This is a genomic window from Halobacteriovorax sp. JY17 (assembly GCF_002753895.1).
Classification (GTDB): Bacteria; Bdellovibrionota; Bacteriovoracia; order Bacteriovoracales; family Bacteriovoracaceae; genus Halobacteriovorax.
In genome coordinates, this window is record NZ_NJER01000002.1 from 574,056 (window position 1) to 591,572 (window position 17,517).

The following is a 17,517-nucleotide window of genomic DNA, read 5'->3' on the forward strand; positions in this document are numbered from 1 at the left end:
AATTTAATAAACTATCTATATGGCAAGAGGAACTCAAAAGTAGTTCCTTTTCCATTTTGGGAGAATAGATTAACTTTTCCACCTAGCTCTTCAGCTCTCTTTTTAACATCTGAAAGTCCTACTCCACGTCCTGATATTTCAGTTACAACCTCGGCTGTACTTAGTTCCATATCGAATATGTGATAGATTATTTCCTCGTCAGATTCAGATAGAGAAGCTTCATCGTAGCCAATACTTTTCATTTTCTCTCTTACTTTGCTAGGGTTTATTCCTCCTCCATCATCTTTAACGGAAAACTTAATAAGAGATTTCTCTTCTTCTTTTAGGTATTCAAAGTTAATACTTACTCTACCCCCGCGAGGCTTTCCTAGGCTTTCTCGTAAGTCAGGAACTTCAATTCCATGGTCAATACCATTTCTAAAAAGATGCACGCAAGAAGAAAAAAAGTATTCATAGAATTCTTTGTCTACGAGTAATTCACTTCCTTGAATCTCTACTTCGCGAATCTCTTTGCCTAAATCTATCGCGAGAGTTTTCATCATTGGTATATAAGAATTAATATAGGACTTGATTGGTGTTTTTTGAAAGAGTGCTTTGAATTGTCTTGATATGCTTTTAAAACCTTTAGAGGCCAATGTTTTTTCGAAGTGTTCTACCGCAGCAAGGCTAAGTTCAATCGACTCGATCTCTTCTTTATCTGATTGTGTAAGAGAGTTAAGCTTATCAATATCTGAGTCAATTATTGTATTAAATTCTTTAAATTGTTCAATGAGATCTTCAGTTACTATCTCATTATTTCCCGCAAAGGTTTCGTAGTTATGAATGCTATCTGTTAATTTTGTCATTTTGAAAAGTGAGAAGCCACCCTTTAGAGAATGAAGTAGCATAAGAAGATCATCTTTAGATTCTTTTTCTTCCCAGTTCTTATTAGAGCTAGTCTCTATATCATGAAATTTTTCTTTGAAGAATTTAACAAGATTGTTAAATTCTTTTCTATTCGATAAAACACTTGATAGAAATTTAATATAATCGTTTTGTTCCTTTACTTTTTCATTAGCAAGAAATTCTTTCGTTTTATCTGTGGCAACAAGTACAACATTTGACACTTTTTCTTGGGAATCTCTCATTGGGTAATAGTTAAGAGTAATATGCTTAAAGCCCTCTTGAGTTGGTTGTTGTTCTGTAGGAATAAATTTGGGGCCAAGTTCTATTAAGCTCTTGAATGGAATAGGTTCTAAAAAGAGATTTTTAACCCATTCATCAAAAAGGTTTTTATCTTCTGGGTTTATAAGGTCTTTAACTCTTTCTCCTTTTGGCGACTTTTTAAAAAACTCTTCACATGGCTTGGTAAAAGTATCTTGACACTTTCCAAGCTCATTGAAAACGAGAAGGCCCTGATCTAAACTATTTATCATCGTGTTGATAAAGTCGTTGGCACTATTTAAATCAGCGGTTCTTTCATTGACCTTATCTTCTAGTGTCCTATTGTACTCTTGAAGTTGGTTGTTATATTCAATAATTTTATCGCCCATCTCATTAAAGGAGTTCGCAAGTTGTCTAAATTCGTCTTTTGAGTTAATTTCAATCTTTGTCTCGTAATTTCCTTCTGAGATCTTTTGAATACCTTCGAGTAGGGTACTTAAAGGGTTGGTTATTGATTTTGACAGGAAGAGAGATAGAATATTAAAAAATCCAATTAAGATAATAGCATAGGATAGGGTCTTCATTGCGAGAGTCGTGGTAACACTATAGGCTTGTTTGTTGTTGATTTCACTCACGATATAAAAGTTGGGAAAACTCTTTAATTGCTTATAGGCAATCATGTAATCGCCATTTTTCTTTTCTTCTTCTTTGAGACCTAGTTTCTTGGCCCCTTCACTAAGAGTTTGTATTTGTGTGAAAAACTTTAGGTAGAAGCTCATCTCTTGATCTTCAAATAAGTAAGGAATATTCTTATAAACAATATCCCCGGAAGTCCTTATTAAGGCATTTTCATATCCTTTCTTGGAAAAAATTTCTTCAAAAATAGAATCTAGAACATAAGTGTAAACTAGTGTCTTGTGATGCTCTTTATGAAAAATTGCAATATTAAAAAATGGCATCTTTCCTTTAACAAAAGATATATCTGTAACGATTTTACTTTTAGTAGACTTAAACGAAAGACTCATAAGTTCATTCTCGTCTTGACTTAAGAAATCTCTATTCTTTCTATACTTTTCTTCATGAGAGTTATTCTTGTATATTTCTTTGTATTGATCCCCTACAAGTTCTCTTACTTTGTAAAGATCTTTGTCTAGGCTTAAGGTGTGTTCTATCTCTTCCCTAGTTAGGCTCTCCGTCATATTTTGAGTTTGAGAATTTAATAATTTAGATTCAAAAAATCTTTCGAGTAATTGATTACTTGTTTTAACGTTGGAGAATACTGCATCATATAAGTAAGCTTTCTTATCTTCAAAGACCATATTTGTAGATATGGATAATAGAATGATGACAATTAATAAGCTGACAATTGTTTGTAACGCAACAATTTTGGTTCTCAAGGGAAGGTTTACTTCTTTCAATATTTTTTTCACAAAAATCTCAATGTTTGCTTATAGAGTCTTAAAATGATCTATGCTATCATTATAGTTAACATTAAGATTTTATGTTGGTAAAAATGAAGAAACAAGAAAAGTTAGTTCTCTATATTTCAATTTTCTGTGTCGTCTTGGGAATCTTGGTAAGTATTATACTCTCAGAACTTGATTTGACGGGAAATGAAGATAATTTAAATTATATCGGTACTACCGTTGAAACAAATGGTGAGGTAAAGATACGATATGGAGAATCTATCAATTGGAAGACTCTGGGGGCAAATGATAATATTTACTCTAAGTCTTATCTCTTTACTGGAGACGGAGCTACTGGGAAATTTGTTTTCTTAGATGGTTCGATAATTAAACTTGATCCCAATTCACTTATTTACTTAGACTTTATGTTTGATATTAAAGATATCAATAAGAATAAAAATTTAAAAAATTCTTTGAAAATTGACTTTGTTGACGGTGAAATTAGCTTTGACTTAAAAGAAGAATCATCGGTAAAGAAAATTGCCATGAACGATACAACTATTTCTATTAATAAGAAAGAAACAATGATTAAGCTTCAAAACGACAAGAAAACTCAGGAAATGCAAGTTTCTGTTTTTGAAGGAGATGTATCCTTAAATAAGAGAAATAAAGAATTTCAAATTAAATCAGGTGAGAAATTAAAGATATCGGAAAGTAAAGATATGGATAGGGAAGAGATTTCATCTGAGGTGATAGACTCTATGAGAGAGTCTGCTGAGAGATTAAATGAAGATGGAGCACCTATTGAGTATAAGAGAAGAACAATTACAAAGTTCTTGAAAGAGTTCTTTCATTTTATTGTTGATTAATTTCTAGTTGTTATCGTCTTTACTGGAGAAAGAGTCTGGAAAGTACTCTTTCTTTAGCGCCATTATTTCCTTGGCATAAAGAGCAGAATTAGATTGTGTATCAAGATTGGCAACACTATTGACAAATCTTCTTAGTCTCGCCTTATTATGCTCCTTCATTTGAAATATAATTCCTCTAGAGCAATTTTTTAATTCATTCTCTGCGCTATCTATAATATGCGGAACAACTACTATGTAAATAGTAAAGGGATGAGTGATTTTAAAACAAGTTCCTAGTGACGGCTGCCTACTTCCTCTGAAAATGATTTCATGTTCAGTTATTGAGATGAGCTCTGAAGAAGTTTCTATAAAGAATGTATCTTGTATATTTAAAGACTCTGGAAAAACCTTATAATTATAGAAGTCGTCATCGACGAATTCGTCAAAAATAACAGGATGGGCTTTTTGCACCTTCTTCTTCATTCGATTAGATTTATTCGTTTCTGACTCAATCATCTTCTTTTCAAATAGATTTCGAACCTTTTCGATAAAGTCTAAATTAATCTTCTCCCCAACAGAGATGAGGAAGTGGTATTCAAGCTTATGTTGATATTCAACGACATCAGCGATAGGGTTATTAAAAATCAAAAAGTATGGAAGATAGTTCCTATAGTTAATGAAAGATGCAATGGCCCTTTTTATATCTTCTACAGTATTAACATCGTCGCATTGAAGAACAATTAGAGAAGGCTTGAATTTATCAATATCTTTCTCAATTTCTACAGCATCAGCTTTTAAGTAAATTCTTTTAGCATTGGTTTCATCAATTTGAAAAATATCGTTAGCAATTGAAAGCTTAGAATCGTAGACGAGAATAGTCTGTTGTATACCTAGTACTTTTGAACTATTTTGATGGACCCAGTTGGTAATAAATGTTTTAGCTAAGTTGATAATTTCTGTCGGGGGAACGCGGTAGTAGTCCTCTTCCTCCACTTCTTTAATAACTTCCTTTTTTTCTGTATTACCTGTGGTTGCAATAACAATTGAGCTTGTTTTAATTTGCTCTTCCCATGTATTAATTAAGTCAGGGGGAAGTTTGGCATCACTACTTTTTTCTTTTAAGTTGAGTATGATACTATCTTTTTCTGATTTCTTTATAGGAGCATTGGCATAGTCAAATTCCATTTTATAACTGTAACTAAATTGAGCACTCGTTCCGTCTGTAATTCCTGTTGAGATCTTATACTTATGAGAAAGAAAAACATCTTTGTGAATAGGGAAGTCAAGTTTGATCACTCCCGTTGCTAGTTCCGCATTAGTCTCAATTTTTGCATGGTCTCTTGCTAGGTAAGTAATCTTTGCAAGATTCTTAAGAGGAAGTGATTCTGTATATATGGCCTTGGCCACATTAGACTTTTCCACTAAATCTGAGGCTGTCATACTTACTATAAAATTAAATACATCACTATGATCAATTCCCTTGTAGAAGAATATTATTTCACCTGTAAGGCTATCTGATTCATTAATTTTATAGTTATGTCCAGCGTTTAGAAGAGAAATATAATTTGTATGTCTATTTTCTCCAATAATACCTAGGTGGCGAACAACTTTTTTTTCAATTTCTTTTGTTTCATCATCGGTAAATATAACTATCTGTGGTGATTGTTTTCGAATATATTCAGAAAGAGAGAATGTAGTAAAATTATTGTAGTCAATGAAGTCTATTACTAAAGATTTCTTACCTTGAAAAAAAGAGGTAAGCTCTTTTTCTAAAGAGGAAGTAAAATTTAATCTCTGGCCTACAAACAAAAATTTATACATAATATATTAAGATAACATATATTTTTAAAAAATAGGGTGGAAAATATGGATGGAAGTACTCGCTTTTTAGTTGTAGATGACTATTCTAATATAAGAAATATGCTCAAGCTTCAAATTGGTGAATTTGGTTTTTCTAGTCCGGTCCAAGAAGCAGAAGATGTAGATAAGGGAATTGCAAAGCTCGAAGAATTACATGGTACTTCTGAGCAGATTCAGTTTATTGTGTCAGATTGGAATATGCCTAATAAGACAGGTTTGGATTTCCTTAATTTTGTGCGATCAAGTGATAAGTTTAAAGATTTACCATTTCTCATATTAACTACAGAGAGCGAACAGGCTAAGGTGATGAGTGCTATTTCTGCTGGAGTCTCTAATTTTCTTTTAAAGCCTTGGGAGCAAGAAGAGCTAAGCGAAAAGATCAAGCAATGTTGGGATAAGCATCATAAGTAGATTTTCTGTTATTCAGGCGACCAAAGAAGTAGAAATCCATAAGTTCTAATCCACTTATAAACTTCTTTGGCTATTATTTTTATATTTCTCAAACTACTGAAGTCCGTTTCGACACTATAAAAATAAATCTTATAATCATCTGACTCTTCCATTAATTTATTAAAAATTAACTTTATTCTCATCACATGGTAGTCGTGAGAGATGACGATAATCTTCTTATTTCCCTTTCTTTCACGCAGATGTCTTAGAGTTGATAGAACGTTCTCGACTGTATTTCTAGCTAGGTAATCAATTGTTAGAAGATTAGGATCAAAGTCCTGTCCTAGATGAAGAGGCTTAAGAAGGCTATCCACAGAATTCTTAGAGTAGACTCCTGTGATGAAAATATTTGATTGTTTATACTTTTTTGCGAGTTTTACTGCGAGGGGAATTCTTCCTGAGTCTCCAGTAAAGACAACGATCAGATCAGGGGATCGATTGTAGAAAGTTTGAAGAGTCTCTTGGCTCAGGTTCCTGGCCAAGAGTATAAAGATAAGTGATGTTATAGCGTAGAGAATAATTGAAACGAGTGAGATGAAGCTGATATTTTGTAAATACCTTAAAATCTTCGTCCTCTTCGTTTCAAATATATATCTCTTTTTAAACATCTTATCTCGCTGCTATGACTTCTATTTCTACAACGGCACCTTTTGGAAGGTTTGGAACTTCAACACAGCTTCTTGCTGGGTAAGGCTCCGCAAAGTAGTTAACATAGGCTTCATTAACTAAATTAAACTTCCCTAAGTCAGTAAGAAAGATACTTGTCTTAATAATATGAGTTCTATCGATTCCACGAGACTCTAGGAGACCGTCAATATTCTTCATTACTTGGTCTAGCTGAGCTTGAAAGCCTTCTTGAAGTACCGAAGTCTTTGGGTCAATACCAATTTGTCCTGAGAAGTAGAACACACCATTGTGCTCAACTCCTTGAGAGTAAGTACCAACAGCTGCAGGAGCAAGTTCTGTATTTATTATATCTTTTATGAACGCCATTTCTTAATCCTTATTTTCTTCTTCTGCGAGTAGAGCAGTAATATTGGACATATTTACAATTTCAGATACTGAAGCCGTTCTTTGAATAATATTAACAGTGTCGTTCATACTAACAAGAATTGGACCAATAGCATCTGCTTCACTTAGTTGCTGAAGAAGTTTGTAACTTATATTTGCAGAGTTGAGGTCTGGGAAAATTAATATATCCGCAGGTCCTTTCATATCTGAAAAGCTAAAGAGCTTCTCTCTAATATAAGCGTTCACTGCAACATCCGCCTGCATTTCACCTTCAACATTAAGAGAAGGGTATCTTTCATGGCAAAGTTTTACAGCTTTCTTCATTTTCTTAGCACCAGGATGAGTATTTGATCCAAAGTTTGAATAACTTACAAAAGCAATATTTGGATCTCTATTCATTAGTTGCTTAAAGAGCTTAGCAGTTGATTTTGCGATATCACATAGATCTTCTGGACTTGGGTCAACCTGTGCTGTTGTGTCGGCTAAGAATAGAATTCTATTCTTAAAGATTAAAATATAAACACCAGCAGCTTTCGTTGAAGCCTGTGTTCCTACAACATTAATAATTGGTTTAAAGCACTCAGGGTAGCTAAGAGTTGGACCAGATAACATTGTATCGGCCATTCCTTTTCTCACCATCATCGCTCCAAAGTAATTCTCCTGTGCCATCTTATCTTCTGCGTGATAAATACTGACTCCATTTCTCTGTCTCATTGAGCAGTACTCTCTGTAGAACTCTTTAAATCTTTCGTGCTTTGTAGGTTGAATAATTTCTAGATCTTTTAGAGATGATAAACCAAGTTTTTCCATTCTACTTAAAATAACTTCTTTCTTACCAAGTAGGATCGGCTCTATTCTTCCTTCGTCTTGAAGAAGTTTTACAGCTTCTAGGATTCTAGAGTTTGAACCTTCAGCAAAGACAACTCTTGTTTTCTTTCCTTTTTTCTCTACAACAGAACTTAGTCTATCTCTAAGAGACTTTAGGAACCTAGCGGAACTTCCAAGTCTTTCTTCAAGTTGCTTTGCATATTCATTTAAATCTTTTATTTGATGTTTCGCTACACCTGAGTCCATCGCTGCTTTGGCAACAGCTGGGGAAACTCTTGTAAGAACTCTTGTATCAAATGGTTTTGGAATTAAATACTCACGTCCAAACTTAAAGCTTTGTCCTGCGTAGGCCATCTTAACTTCTTCAGGAACTTCTTCTTTAGCAAGACTTGCTAAGGCCTTCACTGCTGCAAGTTTCATTTCATCATTTATTTTAGTAGCTCTAACATCAAGAGCTCCTCTGAAAATAAATGGGAAACCTAGAACGTTATTAACTTGGTTAGGAAAGTCAGATCTTCCTGTCGCCATGATAACATCGCTTCTAACTTCGTGAGCTTCGTGAGGATAAATTTCCGGTTCAGGGTTTGCCATAGCAAAAATGATAGGATCTTTTGCCATTGTTCTAACCATGTCTCCTGAGAGAACACCTCTGGCAGAACAACCAATAAAGGCATCAGCACCATCAAGTGCGTCTGCTAAAGTTCTACAGTCTGTTTCAACTGCAAATTCTTCTTTGTAGACATTCATTCCATCTGGACGACCTTTATAGATAACACCTTTAGAGTCACACATCAGGAGATTTTCATTCTTTACACCAAGGTTAAAGAATAGTTTGGCACAGGCCATTGCTGCAGCACCTGCTCCGCTAAAAACGACTTTAACTTGATCCATTTTCTTTTCTGCAATTTCTATCGCATTGATAAACCCGGCAGAAGCAATAATCGCAGTTCCATGTTGGTCATCGTGGAAAACTGGAATATTCATTTTTTCAATTAATTGTTTTTCAATTTCAAAACATTCAGGTGCTTTAATATCTTCTAAGTTGATACCACCGAAAGTAGGTTCAAGTGATTGAACCACACGGACCATTCCCTCAACAGTGTTCTCGTTTACTTCGATATCGAAAACATCAACATCGGCAAACCTCTTAAAGAGAACGCCTTTTCCTTCCATTACTGGCTTACTTGCAAGGGCCCCAATATCACCAAGGCCAAGAACTGCGGTTCCGTTTGAAATAACACCGACAAGATTCCCTTTGCTTGTATACTTAAATGCATCTTCTGGATTCTTCGCAATTTCGAGACAAGGTGCCGCTACTCCTGGAGTGTAGGCCAGTGAAAGGTCCTCAGCTGTGAGGCAGGCCTTAGTTGGAACTACTTCGATTTTTCCTGGTCTTTCACCATTATGGTAGGCTAGTGCCTGTTTATTTCTTTCTTCATTTGTTGGTTTCGTGCTCATCGAAACATCCTTTTTTTATTCTTGATTTAAAGTGTACAAGAATAATTCAAAGATATTGAAATGGCACGAAATCAGAGCGTTTTTCTATCCTTTGCGCGGTGAAGTAAGTGCCTTATTTTTTGAGGTAAAATAGAAAAATAATAGCATTGAAGCGGTTGTAAAAACCCCGATATATAGCTCGTCAACATTTTGCCAGAAGCCTGGGGGAGAAGCGTTGCGCCAATATGAAGTTGTAACAACCCCAGATAAGCAAGTTATGACAAATTGCTTGTCCCCAATTCGTCCTGGAAAAATGTAACCAAATACTACCGGAAAGAGTAAGCATGCTGCGGAAAGGCTACCAAGGGTTTTCCAAACAGTTTTTATATCTCCATTGAATACTTGGGACATGATAACGGCTAAGATTCCAACAACTAAAATACCTAAGTGGTGAATCATTGGGTTAGATCTAAATCTTTTGGGAGCAAGGTCGTAGGCAAGAGTTGTTCCTGCTAGAAATAAGTAAGAGTCGATAGTTGAGAGAATCGTTGCAAGGACTCCTGCAAGCATTAGCCCGCGAAGGCCATTGGGAAGAATTTGAGCAGCATAGAGTAGGTAAGCGTGAGAAGAGTCAGCTTCTGGTATAACAGCTTTAGCGTACATCGCTCCAAAGGTTGTACAAATATCAAAACAAAACCAAATGAAAGTCGAGATAAGAATTCCCTTCTTTGCAGTTTTTGAAGAGTTTGCGGCAAAGCATCTTTGATAGAAGTTTGGGTCGACGAGAGTGGAGAGCGCGATAAACCCCCAAACAAAGGTTGTTCCAATTCCAACAGTTCCTGTTAAAGAAAAGTAACTTGCAGGTAGATTTGATTTTAGAAATCCTAGTCCTCCAAAGGTCGTAACACTTAGAATGAGAACAAGTAGAACGGCAGAGCACATGACAAAGAATTGAACTAAATCCGAAAATACAACTGCTCTAAATCCTCCCCACATAGAATAGAGAAGAACAAAGCTAACTCCTATCGCTGTGTTAATCCAGAGCTCTCCTCCAAATAGCATTTTAGAAAAAATACCAAGGCTAATAGCATAGGCAATAGGAAGAACATTAAAGAAGTTGAAGATAGCGCTTAGTTTTGCAGAATTTGGCCCAAACATTTTCCCAATAAGATCAGGGAGAGTGACGGCTTCTTTATCTTTTATTTTATCAATAATGAAGAAGGCAAATATAATATAGGCAATATACCAAAAAGCTCCTTGGGTAACGAAGTTAAAAATGCCTTGGTTAAAAGCAATCTCTGTTACTCCAAATATTCCTCCGTACCAAGTTGCCACTAATGTTGCTATAAAGAGTGGAAGAGTGAGCTGTCTTCCCATGAGAAGGAGGTCTAGATAAGTCGTCTCATTATCACTCTTAGTGTAGGATTTTTCTCTTTTCTTCATTCCCCAGATCACGCTGAATATTGTAATGATGATGACAATTGTAAAAATCATCCAGTCAAGAGTTGTGATTGTGTCAATTAAACTAAGGTTAGGATTTAAGCTCTTCATTGGTCTCCTTACGGCAGCATTACCTGCATCAAGTTAAAGGGTCGAGTTTTAAACTCCTCTCAGCCGAAGCTCCCCTGATTATTTAAGGTTTATTGTCGTGAATAATCATTTTTATTATACTAGTATTACTTATGTAATGGGAGAATAAATATGACTTTAACTCAACTTGAGTATGTAGTTGCTGTAAATAAACATAGACACTTTAAAAAAGCAGCAACTGAATGCAACGTAACTCAACCAACATTAAGTATGCAGCTACAGAAGCTTGAAGATGAACTTGGTGTAATTCTCTTTGATAGATCTAAGTCACCTATTCTTCCTACTGCGCAGGGTGAGAAAGTTATTAAACAGGCCCAAGTCGTTATAAAAGAATATAATAGAATTTTTCATATACTTGAAAACTCTCAAGGGGAAGTTTCTGGAAAGTTTAGACTTGCAGTAATTCCAACTCTGGCTCCTTATATTATTCCTTTATTTGCAAAGAAGTTTGCAGACAAGTATCCGCGAGTTGAACTTGTTATTGAAGAATTCAAAACGGAAGAAATTATAGAACTTCTCGATAAAGAAGAGATTGATGCTGCTATTTTGGTAACACCTCTTCAAGAGCCTGCTCTTATAGAGCGAGTTCTCTTTTATGAACCGTTCTTCTTATTTACTTCTCCTGATCAAGAACTCTATAAGAAGAAGAAAGTGAGAGAGTCTGATCTTTCAAGGAATAGTCTTTGGCTTTTAAATGAGGGACATTGCTTAAGAACACAAGTTTTAAAAGTTTGTACTATGAATTTAGAAGTTAGTAGCTATAAGAATCTAAGATTTGAATCGGGAAGTCTCGAAACATTGAAGAACTTAGTTGTTCAAAGTTCTGGTTATACACTCCTTCCTTATCTTGCAACACTTGATCTAAGTGCACCAAGGAAGAAAATGATAAGAGAGTTTTACAAGCCAGCTCCAACTAGAGAAGTTTCAATAGTATATGGAAGAACTTTTTTGAAAGAGAGAATTATAGATGCTCTTGAGGAAACAATTGTTTCTGTTCTCCCTAAAGATATTCGTTCTCTAAAGGATGGAGATCTCTCAATCGTCGATCTTTATTAGTTTCTTGGTGTCAAACTGACTTGAGGTTTTCTAACATACTAGAAAATGGTTAAGTTAAGAGGCAAAAACTTGAAAGAAGTTGTTAGGAAAAAAAAGGGGTCATCTTAAAATCATCTGGGTATATTCTTTCCAACTTTTTCAGAATCTAATTCTGAAAATTTCATACTTAGGAAAGGGAGTCCTTATTATGATGATCACCTCGTTACAAAGTCTAAAAAAGCAGTCAGTACTACTAATCTTAATCTCAATTTTCTTTATTTCGTGTGGTAAAAAAGATGCAACAAGTGCAGGAGTCGCACAATTAGTTGATTCGCAAATTATTGTTGGAAGCCTTGATTGGAAAGAGATTTCGGACTTATCCGAAAGTAATTTAATTAGAAAGGCATCCTCTCCAATAGCTGATGTTACTCTTCCTGCTATGCAGTCGAGATGTACAGGTTTTCTAATTTCGGAAGATGTTCTGATGACTAATGAGCATTGTATTCCTTCAGCATCCGATGCTGAAGGTGTAACAGCGAGTTTTAGACATTTAAAGGGAGTAAGTGAGGGAGCATGGGAAAAGTATGACTGTAGTACGTTTCTAATGAATAATTCTCAACACGACTTCGCTCTTTTAAAGTGTGCAGGAAAGCCCGGACGAAAGTTTGGATTTGTTAAACTAGATTCTAGTGTCAAGAGAAGCGGAGCCTCTATTTATATTGTTCAGCAAAATTGTGATTATTACTCAAGCAGAAGCTGTGACTGGAGTAAGAAGTACTCGAAGGGAACAATTACTGACGTTCTAGATGAGTATACTCATAGTGCAGATACTCTTGGAGGATCTTCTGGGTCTCCAATGTTTGATGCAAGTTCTCATAAAGTTGTAGGGCTACATCATGCTGGATATGGAAATGATGGAATGGGAAGAGGCTATGAGAACTACGCTGTTAAGATGAGTGAAATTGTCCCTGTTATCGAATCTCGCTTTCCAGACCTACTCGTCGGTGGCGATTCTTCTGATACGCCAAGTAGTTCTCAAGATGATAATGGTACTTTGTCTAAGGCCTTCAAGTTAAGTGGAAAGAATCAAAGTATTACAGGGCTAGAGGTTTCTAGTGGAAGTGACCTCGATTACTATTCTATTAAAGCGGATGATGGCTCAGAAGTTACTGTGAGGGTTATATTTGATCATTCAGATGGAGATTTAGATATTTTTCAAGTTAGTCGTTCGGGTTCTGTGATAAAGAAAGTAGAGTCTTCAACAGATAATGAAGAATTCTCTTTTGTATCTAATGGTGAAGAAGTTTTCTTTGTAGTCTTTGGATATAAGGGAGCAGTTAATGATTATTCAATGTCTGTTACATCTATATCGAATGAAGAAGAAGAGAATAATACTTTTGATTCAGCTCAAGTGATTTCTTTTTCTGGAGAAAAAGATTTTTCTCTAGAGAAGAATGATACAGATTTCTTTAAGTTTGATCTTTCAAAAACAACGACTGTTCTAATCAAGGCGAGTTTTTCGCATGGGAAAGGAGATCTTGATATGAAGGTATTTGATAAGGATAGAAAGGTTATTGCTAGCTCTTTAAGTACAAAGAATATCGAGGAAGTGTCTAAGACTCTTTCAAAGGGAACTTACTATATCCAAGTCTATGGTTACAAAGGTGTAGGAAATTCTTATAAATTAAGCGTACAGAAATAAGAAGAAAAGGGTCGTATTAATCGACCCTTTTTAATTCATCATCTAAGAGAAAGGCCTGTGCTCTTTGTTCTGACCAAAGGGCTCCTTTTCGAAAAGATTCTAAAAAACCAACATGGCCACCAGAGTGAGGTATTTCCAAATAGAAATTCTTGTTCAGTTTTGCTTCGTGAGTGGGGTAGCAATCATCGCCTAGAAAAGGATCGTTCTTCGCATTTACCATAAGTGTTGGGATGACAATATGTTGAATTTTATTTTTGCAACTTCCCTTCTCATAGTAATCGTTAGCATCTTTAAAACCATGAAGAGGAGCGGTGAAGCGATTATCAAAATCTTGAAACGTTTTAATTTTTCTAAGATCTCTAATATCAACTTTATTTAGACCAATCTTATGGTGCTTTTCTAAAATTTTATTTCTCATCGTACTTAAGAAATTTTCAAGATACATTTTATTAATTGGGCGAGAGAGTTCTTTTATTGAGGACTTTAGATCACATGGAGCAGAGAAGACAGCAGCTTTCTTTATTCGTGGATCGATGTCTCTTCCTTTATCTCCAAGATAATTTGTCGTAAGTGCTGCCCCTAAGCTAAAACCTAGGAGAAAAACTTCTTGATATTCTTTACTGGCCAAGGCGTATTCTATAACAAGGTCGAGGTCAGAGATTGTGGTAGCATGGTAGAATTTCTCTGTCCAATTGAGCTCTCCTGAGCAACTCCTCATATTCCAAGAAATAACATCGATACCAATATTATTAAAATGCTTCGTCATGCCTCTGATGTATTGAGTGTCCGATGAACCTTCTAGTCCATGCGAGAGAATAAGTAGTTTATTAGAGCCTACATCGCTAATATCAACATCGATAAAGTCATTGTCGACTGTAAAAAGTCTCTTTCTTGAAAAGATGACATCTCTAACTTTTCTAAAGAAGTATGGGTACAAGGTTTGAATATGACCATTCTTTAAAAGCTTAGTTGGCTTATGACTTGATTCTGAAATTATAGGCATTTCTAGAGCGCTCCGTAGGATTATCCTTTAGATTATACCTTAACTTATTCAAATTGGATTAAAATTAGAAGGATTTCTACTCATTCTTTGAGTCGACATCAAAGTTTTCTACTAGAGAGCTCTTGATGAGAGACTGTGCGCTTTCTTTTTCTGGAATATTTCCAAAGTGACTTTTATTATTTGAAATATTTAAGCACCTCTTTGCTTGAAGGAGATAGGAGATACAGAGCAAGAGGAGACATGTTAAAAAGGAGATAATGTACTTTCCTTCGTCTGTTGTGAAAGTGATGATGAAGTATGAACAAGAAAGTATCGCAAAGTACATAAGAGAGATTTGAGTCGCATACCTTGTACTTAGTGAAGATTTTTCCTTAGAAAGAAAGTGCTTAAAGATATCCTCATTTTGAGTATCTTTGTAGCTTCTTGAAAATAACTTTTTTGCAATATTAAAGAAGACTTCTCCCATAGGTATAGAGAGAGGAATTAAGACAATGCAAAGAGCGTTCATATGACTCACAGAGCTCGTTAAATTTAAATAGAGCTGAGTAGATAAAAAGAGATAACTTACAGCTAGTACATTAGGACCAATCTCTCCTAGGAGAATATTCTTTTTAAACTTACTAAATATCCAGTAACAAAGAATAGGTATCCATATCAAAGCTGAAATATAGCTTAGATGATATAGGTTGAAGTGATAAGAGATTAGAGAATAGTAGAGCAGTATGATTGTTGAGGTCTTAACACTCATTGTTTTAACAGTATCTATTATATGTGACCCGTTAATTGCTCCGAGTCCCCAAACGAGAGAGAGTAGTGAATAGAGCAGAAGGCTTTCTATTGGAAAAGCAAAGTATAGAAAGAGGCCGTAAGTTAGAATCGCAAAAACTTGGCTAGAGAGCTTTGCTTTGATTGAGAGTTCAAATTTATCATCTAGATAACCTTGAATTGTTAAGATAAAAACTCCAAGTATGTAACCAAGGGCAGAGAATTTATCACTGGTATTAACTATATCGCTTGAATAGATATTGTGCATAACTATTATATTTGAAAATGCCATTCCAAGCCCACCGAGAAGTATAGTCTTCTTTTCAGAGTCTCTTGATGGAATATGAATTAAATCTTTTATTAAAGGGCTTTTAACTGAGCTAGAAATATAGACTAAGAATAAGAAGGCAAAGTTTAGTATCAGAACTAAAAATAAGAAGCCTGTATTTCCTAAAATGAATTGATTCAGCTCTATACTTGTCATCTCTATCCTAGAATAAGAGTAGGTTAAGAAAGTTAAGATCAATAAATTAACTTTATTAACTTTCCCTGTATATCAATAAGTTATACCATGTATTCGTACTGGGATCCACTATTTATAAGGAGAGTTAGGGATAAGTGATGAAGAGGCTACTTAACTCTTTGAATTTAGAATTAGCTTTTCTGGGATAAAAAAAGGCCCTTCGAAAAGGGCCTATTATTTGATTGGTTTATTACTCTTGTAAAAGCTCTTTAGGGACGCCTTTTGGGATCGCGCTGAGCAGTTTTTGAGTGTATGGATCTTTAGGATTTTTGTAGATTTCGTCAGAGGACGCATACTCAACAATTTGGCCTTTATTCATTACACAGATCTCATCAGAGATGTATTTAACAACAGAGAGGTCGTGAGAAATGAAAATATAAGTCAAATCAAACTCGTCCTGAAGGTCCTGTAGTAGATTTAGAACCTGAGCTTGTACCGAAACGTCTAGAGCAGAAACTGATTCATCACAAATGATGAATTCAGGCTTTAGCCCAAGTGCTCTTGCGATACAGATTCTTTGTCTTTGACCACCAGAGAACTCATGAGGGTATCTATTTAAGTGATCGCCCTTTAGTCCTACCTTCTCTAGTAAATCAGCAGCAACTTGGTATCTTTCTTTCTTAGAGTTACCAATATTATGAATAACCATTGGCTCTGTAATGATATCTCCAATCGTCATTCTTGGATTAAGAGAAGAGTAAGGATCTTGGAAGATGATCTGCATCTTTCTTCTAAGCAGTCTCATTTCTTCTGGTGAAATCTTAGTGATATCCTGACCGTGATAGAGAACTTCTCCACCTGTCGGTTCGATTAGTCTTAAAATAGCTCTTCCTAATGTTGTTTTTCCACAACCAGATTCACCAACAAGACCAAGAGTTCTACCTTTTCTCACTTTAATATTAATATCATCTACGGCTTTGAATTGATCAACAGTTCTTCCAAAAAGTCCGCCCTTGATAGGGAAGTATTTCTTAAAGTTTTTAATTTCAAGAATTACTGGATTTTCTTCTTCGCTGATTGGTCTCGCCACTTTAATTTCTTTCTTAAGAGGCTCTAGGTCAGCTTCATTAGTAGCAACTCCACCCACAAAGTCTTCAACAGTGAGAAGTCTTTTTGTATTTTCAACGAGAGAAGGTCTACAGGCAAGCAGCCCTTTAGTATATGGATGCTGTGGGTTTTCAAACAGTTTCTTTGTCGTATTCTTTTCAACAAGGTCACCACGGAACATAACAGCTACTTCGTCAGCGATATCTGCGATTACTGCAAGGTCGTGCGTAATAAAGAGCATCGACATTCCATGCTTTCTTTGAAGATCAAACATGAGCTCGAGAACTTGCTTTTGAATTGTTACATCAAGAGCTGTCGTAGGTTCATCACAAATAAGTAATTCTGGTTCACAGGCCATGGCCATGGCAATCATGACTCTTTGTTTTTGACCACCAGACATTTGGTGAGGATATTTATTTACTGACTCTGATGGTGAAGGAATTCCAACTTCATCTAAGAGTTCAATGGTTCTCTTTCTTGCTTCTTTCTTGGACTTCCCTTGGTGAAGTACTAGAACTTCATCAATTTGATTCCCAACAGTGTAAACAGGATTTAGAGAAGTCATCGGTTCTTGAAAAATCATTCCGATTTTATTTCCACGAATTTTTCTCATTTGATCTTGGCTCATTTTAGTGAGGTCTTGACCGTGAAAGAGTATTTCGCCTTCTGAAATTCTACCTGGAGGATTAGGAATAAGACCCATGATTGCAAGAGAGGTTACAGACTTCCCTGAACCTGACTCACCAACGAGTCCTACAGTCTTTCCTTTTGGGATATCTAAACTGAGGCTTTTTACAGCGCGAATTGTTTCGTCCTCAGATTTAAATTCAATAGTTAAATTTTTAATACTTAAAATGTTTTCTGACATA

The 17,517-nt window shown here is 35.4% G+C and carries 13 protein-coding genes and 1 riboswitch; of the genes, 4 read left to right on the forward strand and 9 right to left on the reverse strand.

Features of this window, described 5'->3' with window-relative positions:
* Window positions 1-11: 11 nt before the first annotated feature.
* Entirely contained in the window at window positions 12-2,573 is a 2,562-nt protein-coding gene (locus CES88_RS10935; protein WP_290734274.1) for an ATP-binding protein, read from the reverse strand.
* An 83-nt stretch (window positions 2,574-2,656) separates the two neighbouring features.
* On the opposite strand from CES88_RS10935, the gene CES88_RS10940 reads away from it, so the two are divergent.
* Window positions 2,657-3,418, forward strand: coding sequence for a FecR domain-containing protein (locus CES88_RS10940; protein ID WP_290734276.1), 762 nt, complete (start codon window positions 2,657-2,659; stop codon window positions 3,416-3,418).
* 3 nt (window positions 3,419-3,421) lie between these two features.
* Here the strand turns inward: CES88_RS10940 and CES88_RS10945 are convergent, their stop codons facing one another.
* Window positions 3,422-5,218, reverse strand: coding sequence for a hypothetical protein (locus CES88_RS10945; RefSeq protein WP_290734278.1), 1,797 nt, complete (start codon window positions 5,216-5,218; stop codon window positions 3,422-3,424).
* A 45-nt stretch (window positions 5,219-5,263) separates the two neighbouring features.
* On the opposite strand from CES88_RS10945, the gene CES88_RS10950 reads away from it, so the two are divergent.
* Window positions 5,264-5,668: a response regulator gene (locus tag CES88_RS10950; protein ID WP_290734280.1), complete on the forward strand. Its 405-nt coding sequence runs from the start codon at window positions 5,264-5,266 to the stop codon at window positions 5,666-5,668.
* Between the two features lie 8 nt (window positions 5,669-5,676).
* Here CES88_RS10950 and CES88_RS10955 read toward each other — a convergent pair whose 3' ends face one another.
* The 4 genes from CES88_RS10955 to CES88_RS10970 all read right to left on the reverse strand — a co-directional run bounded on the left by CES88_RS10955 (window position 5,677) and on the right by CES88_RS10970 (window position 10,534).
* Window positions 5,677-6,315: a YdcF family protein gene (locus CES88_RS10955; protein WP_290734282.1), complete on the reverse strand. Its 639-nt coding sequence runs from the start codon at window positions 6,313-6,315 to the stop codon at window positions 5,677-5,679.
* A 1-nt stretch (window position 6,316) separates the two neighbouring features.
* The gene (locus CES88_RS10960) at window positions 6,317-6,700 is read right to left on the reverse strand and encodes a Rid family detoxifying hydrolase (RefSeq protein WP_290734284.1); all 384 of its coding nucleotides are present in this window, start codon (window positions 6,698-6,700) and stop codon (window positions 6,317-6,319) included.
* A 3-nt stretch (window positions 6,701-6,703) separates the two neighbouring features.
* The gene (locus CES88_RS10965) at window positions 6,704-9,004 is read right to left on the reverse strand and encodes an NADP-dependent malic enzyme (RefSeq protein ID WP_290734286.1); all 2,301 of its coding nucleotides are present in this window, start codon (window positions 9,002-9,004) and stop codon (window positions 6,704-6,706) included.
* An 84-nt stretch (window positions 9,005-9,088) separates the two neighbouring features.
* Window positions 9,089-10,534, reverse strand: a complete 1,446-nt coding sequence (locus CES88_RS10970; protein ID WP_290734289.1) for a sodium:solute symporter family protein — start codon at window positions 10,532-10,534, stop codon at window positions 9,089-9,091.
* A riboswitch (TPP riboswitch) is annotated at window positions 10,523-10,620 on the reverse strand. It overlaps the preceding gene by 12 nt.
* Window positions 10,621-10,684: 64 nt before the next feature.
* Between CES88_RS10970 and CES88_RS10975 the strand changes: the two genes are divergently transcribed.
* The gene (locus CES88_RS10975; protein ID WP_290734292.1) at window positions 10,685-11,629 is read left to right on the forward strand and encodes a LysR substrate-binding domain-containing protein; all 945 of its coding nucleotides are present in this window, start codon (window positions 10,685-10,687) and stop codon (window positions 11,627-11,629) included.
* Between the two features lie 187 nt (window positions 11,630-11,816).
* Window positions 11,817-13,310, forward strand: a complete 1,494-nt coding sequence (locus CES88_RS10980) for a serine protease (protein WP_290734294.1) — start codon at window positions 11,817-11,819, stop codon at window positions 13,308-13,310.
* 16 nt (window positions 13,311-13,326) lie between these two features.
* Here the strand turns inward: CES88_RS10980 and CES88_RS10985 are convergent, their stop codons facing one another.
* The 3 genes from CES88_RS10985 to CES88_RS10995 all read right to left on the reverse strand — a co-directional run bounded on the left by CES88_RS10985 (window position 13,327) and on the right by CES88_RS10995 (window position 17,516).
* Window positions 13,327-14,313 (reverse strand): alpha/beta fold hydrolase, encoded by a 987-nt coding sequence (locus CES88_RS10985; RefSeq protein WP_290734295.1) that lies wholly within the window; start codon window positions 14,311-14,313, stop codon window positions 13,327-13,329.
* 76 nt (window positions 14,314-14,389) lie between these two features.
* The gene (locus CES88_RS10990; RefSeq protein ID WP_290734296.1) at window positions 14,390-15,562 is read right to left on the reverse strand and encodes a hypothetical protein; all 1,173 of its coding nucleotides are present in this window, start codon (window positions 15,560-15,562) and stop codon (window positions 14,390-14,392) included.
* Between the two features lie 229 nt (window positions 15,563-15,791).
* Window positions 15,792-17,516 (reverse strand): ABC transporter ATP-binding protein, encoded by a 1,725-nt coding sequence (locus tag CES88_RS10995; protein ID WP_290734298.1) that lies wholly within the window; start codon window positions 17,514-17,516, stop codon window positions 15,792-15,794.
* Window position 17,517: the final 1 nt, after the last annotated feature.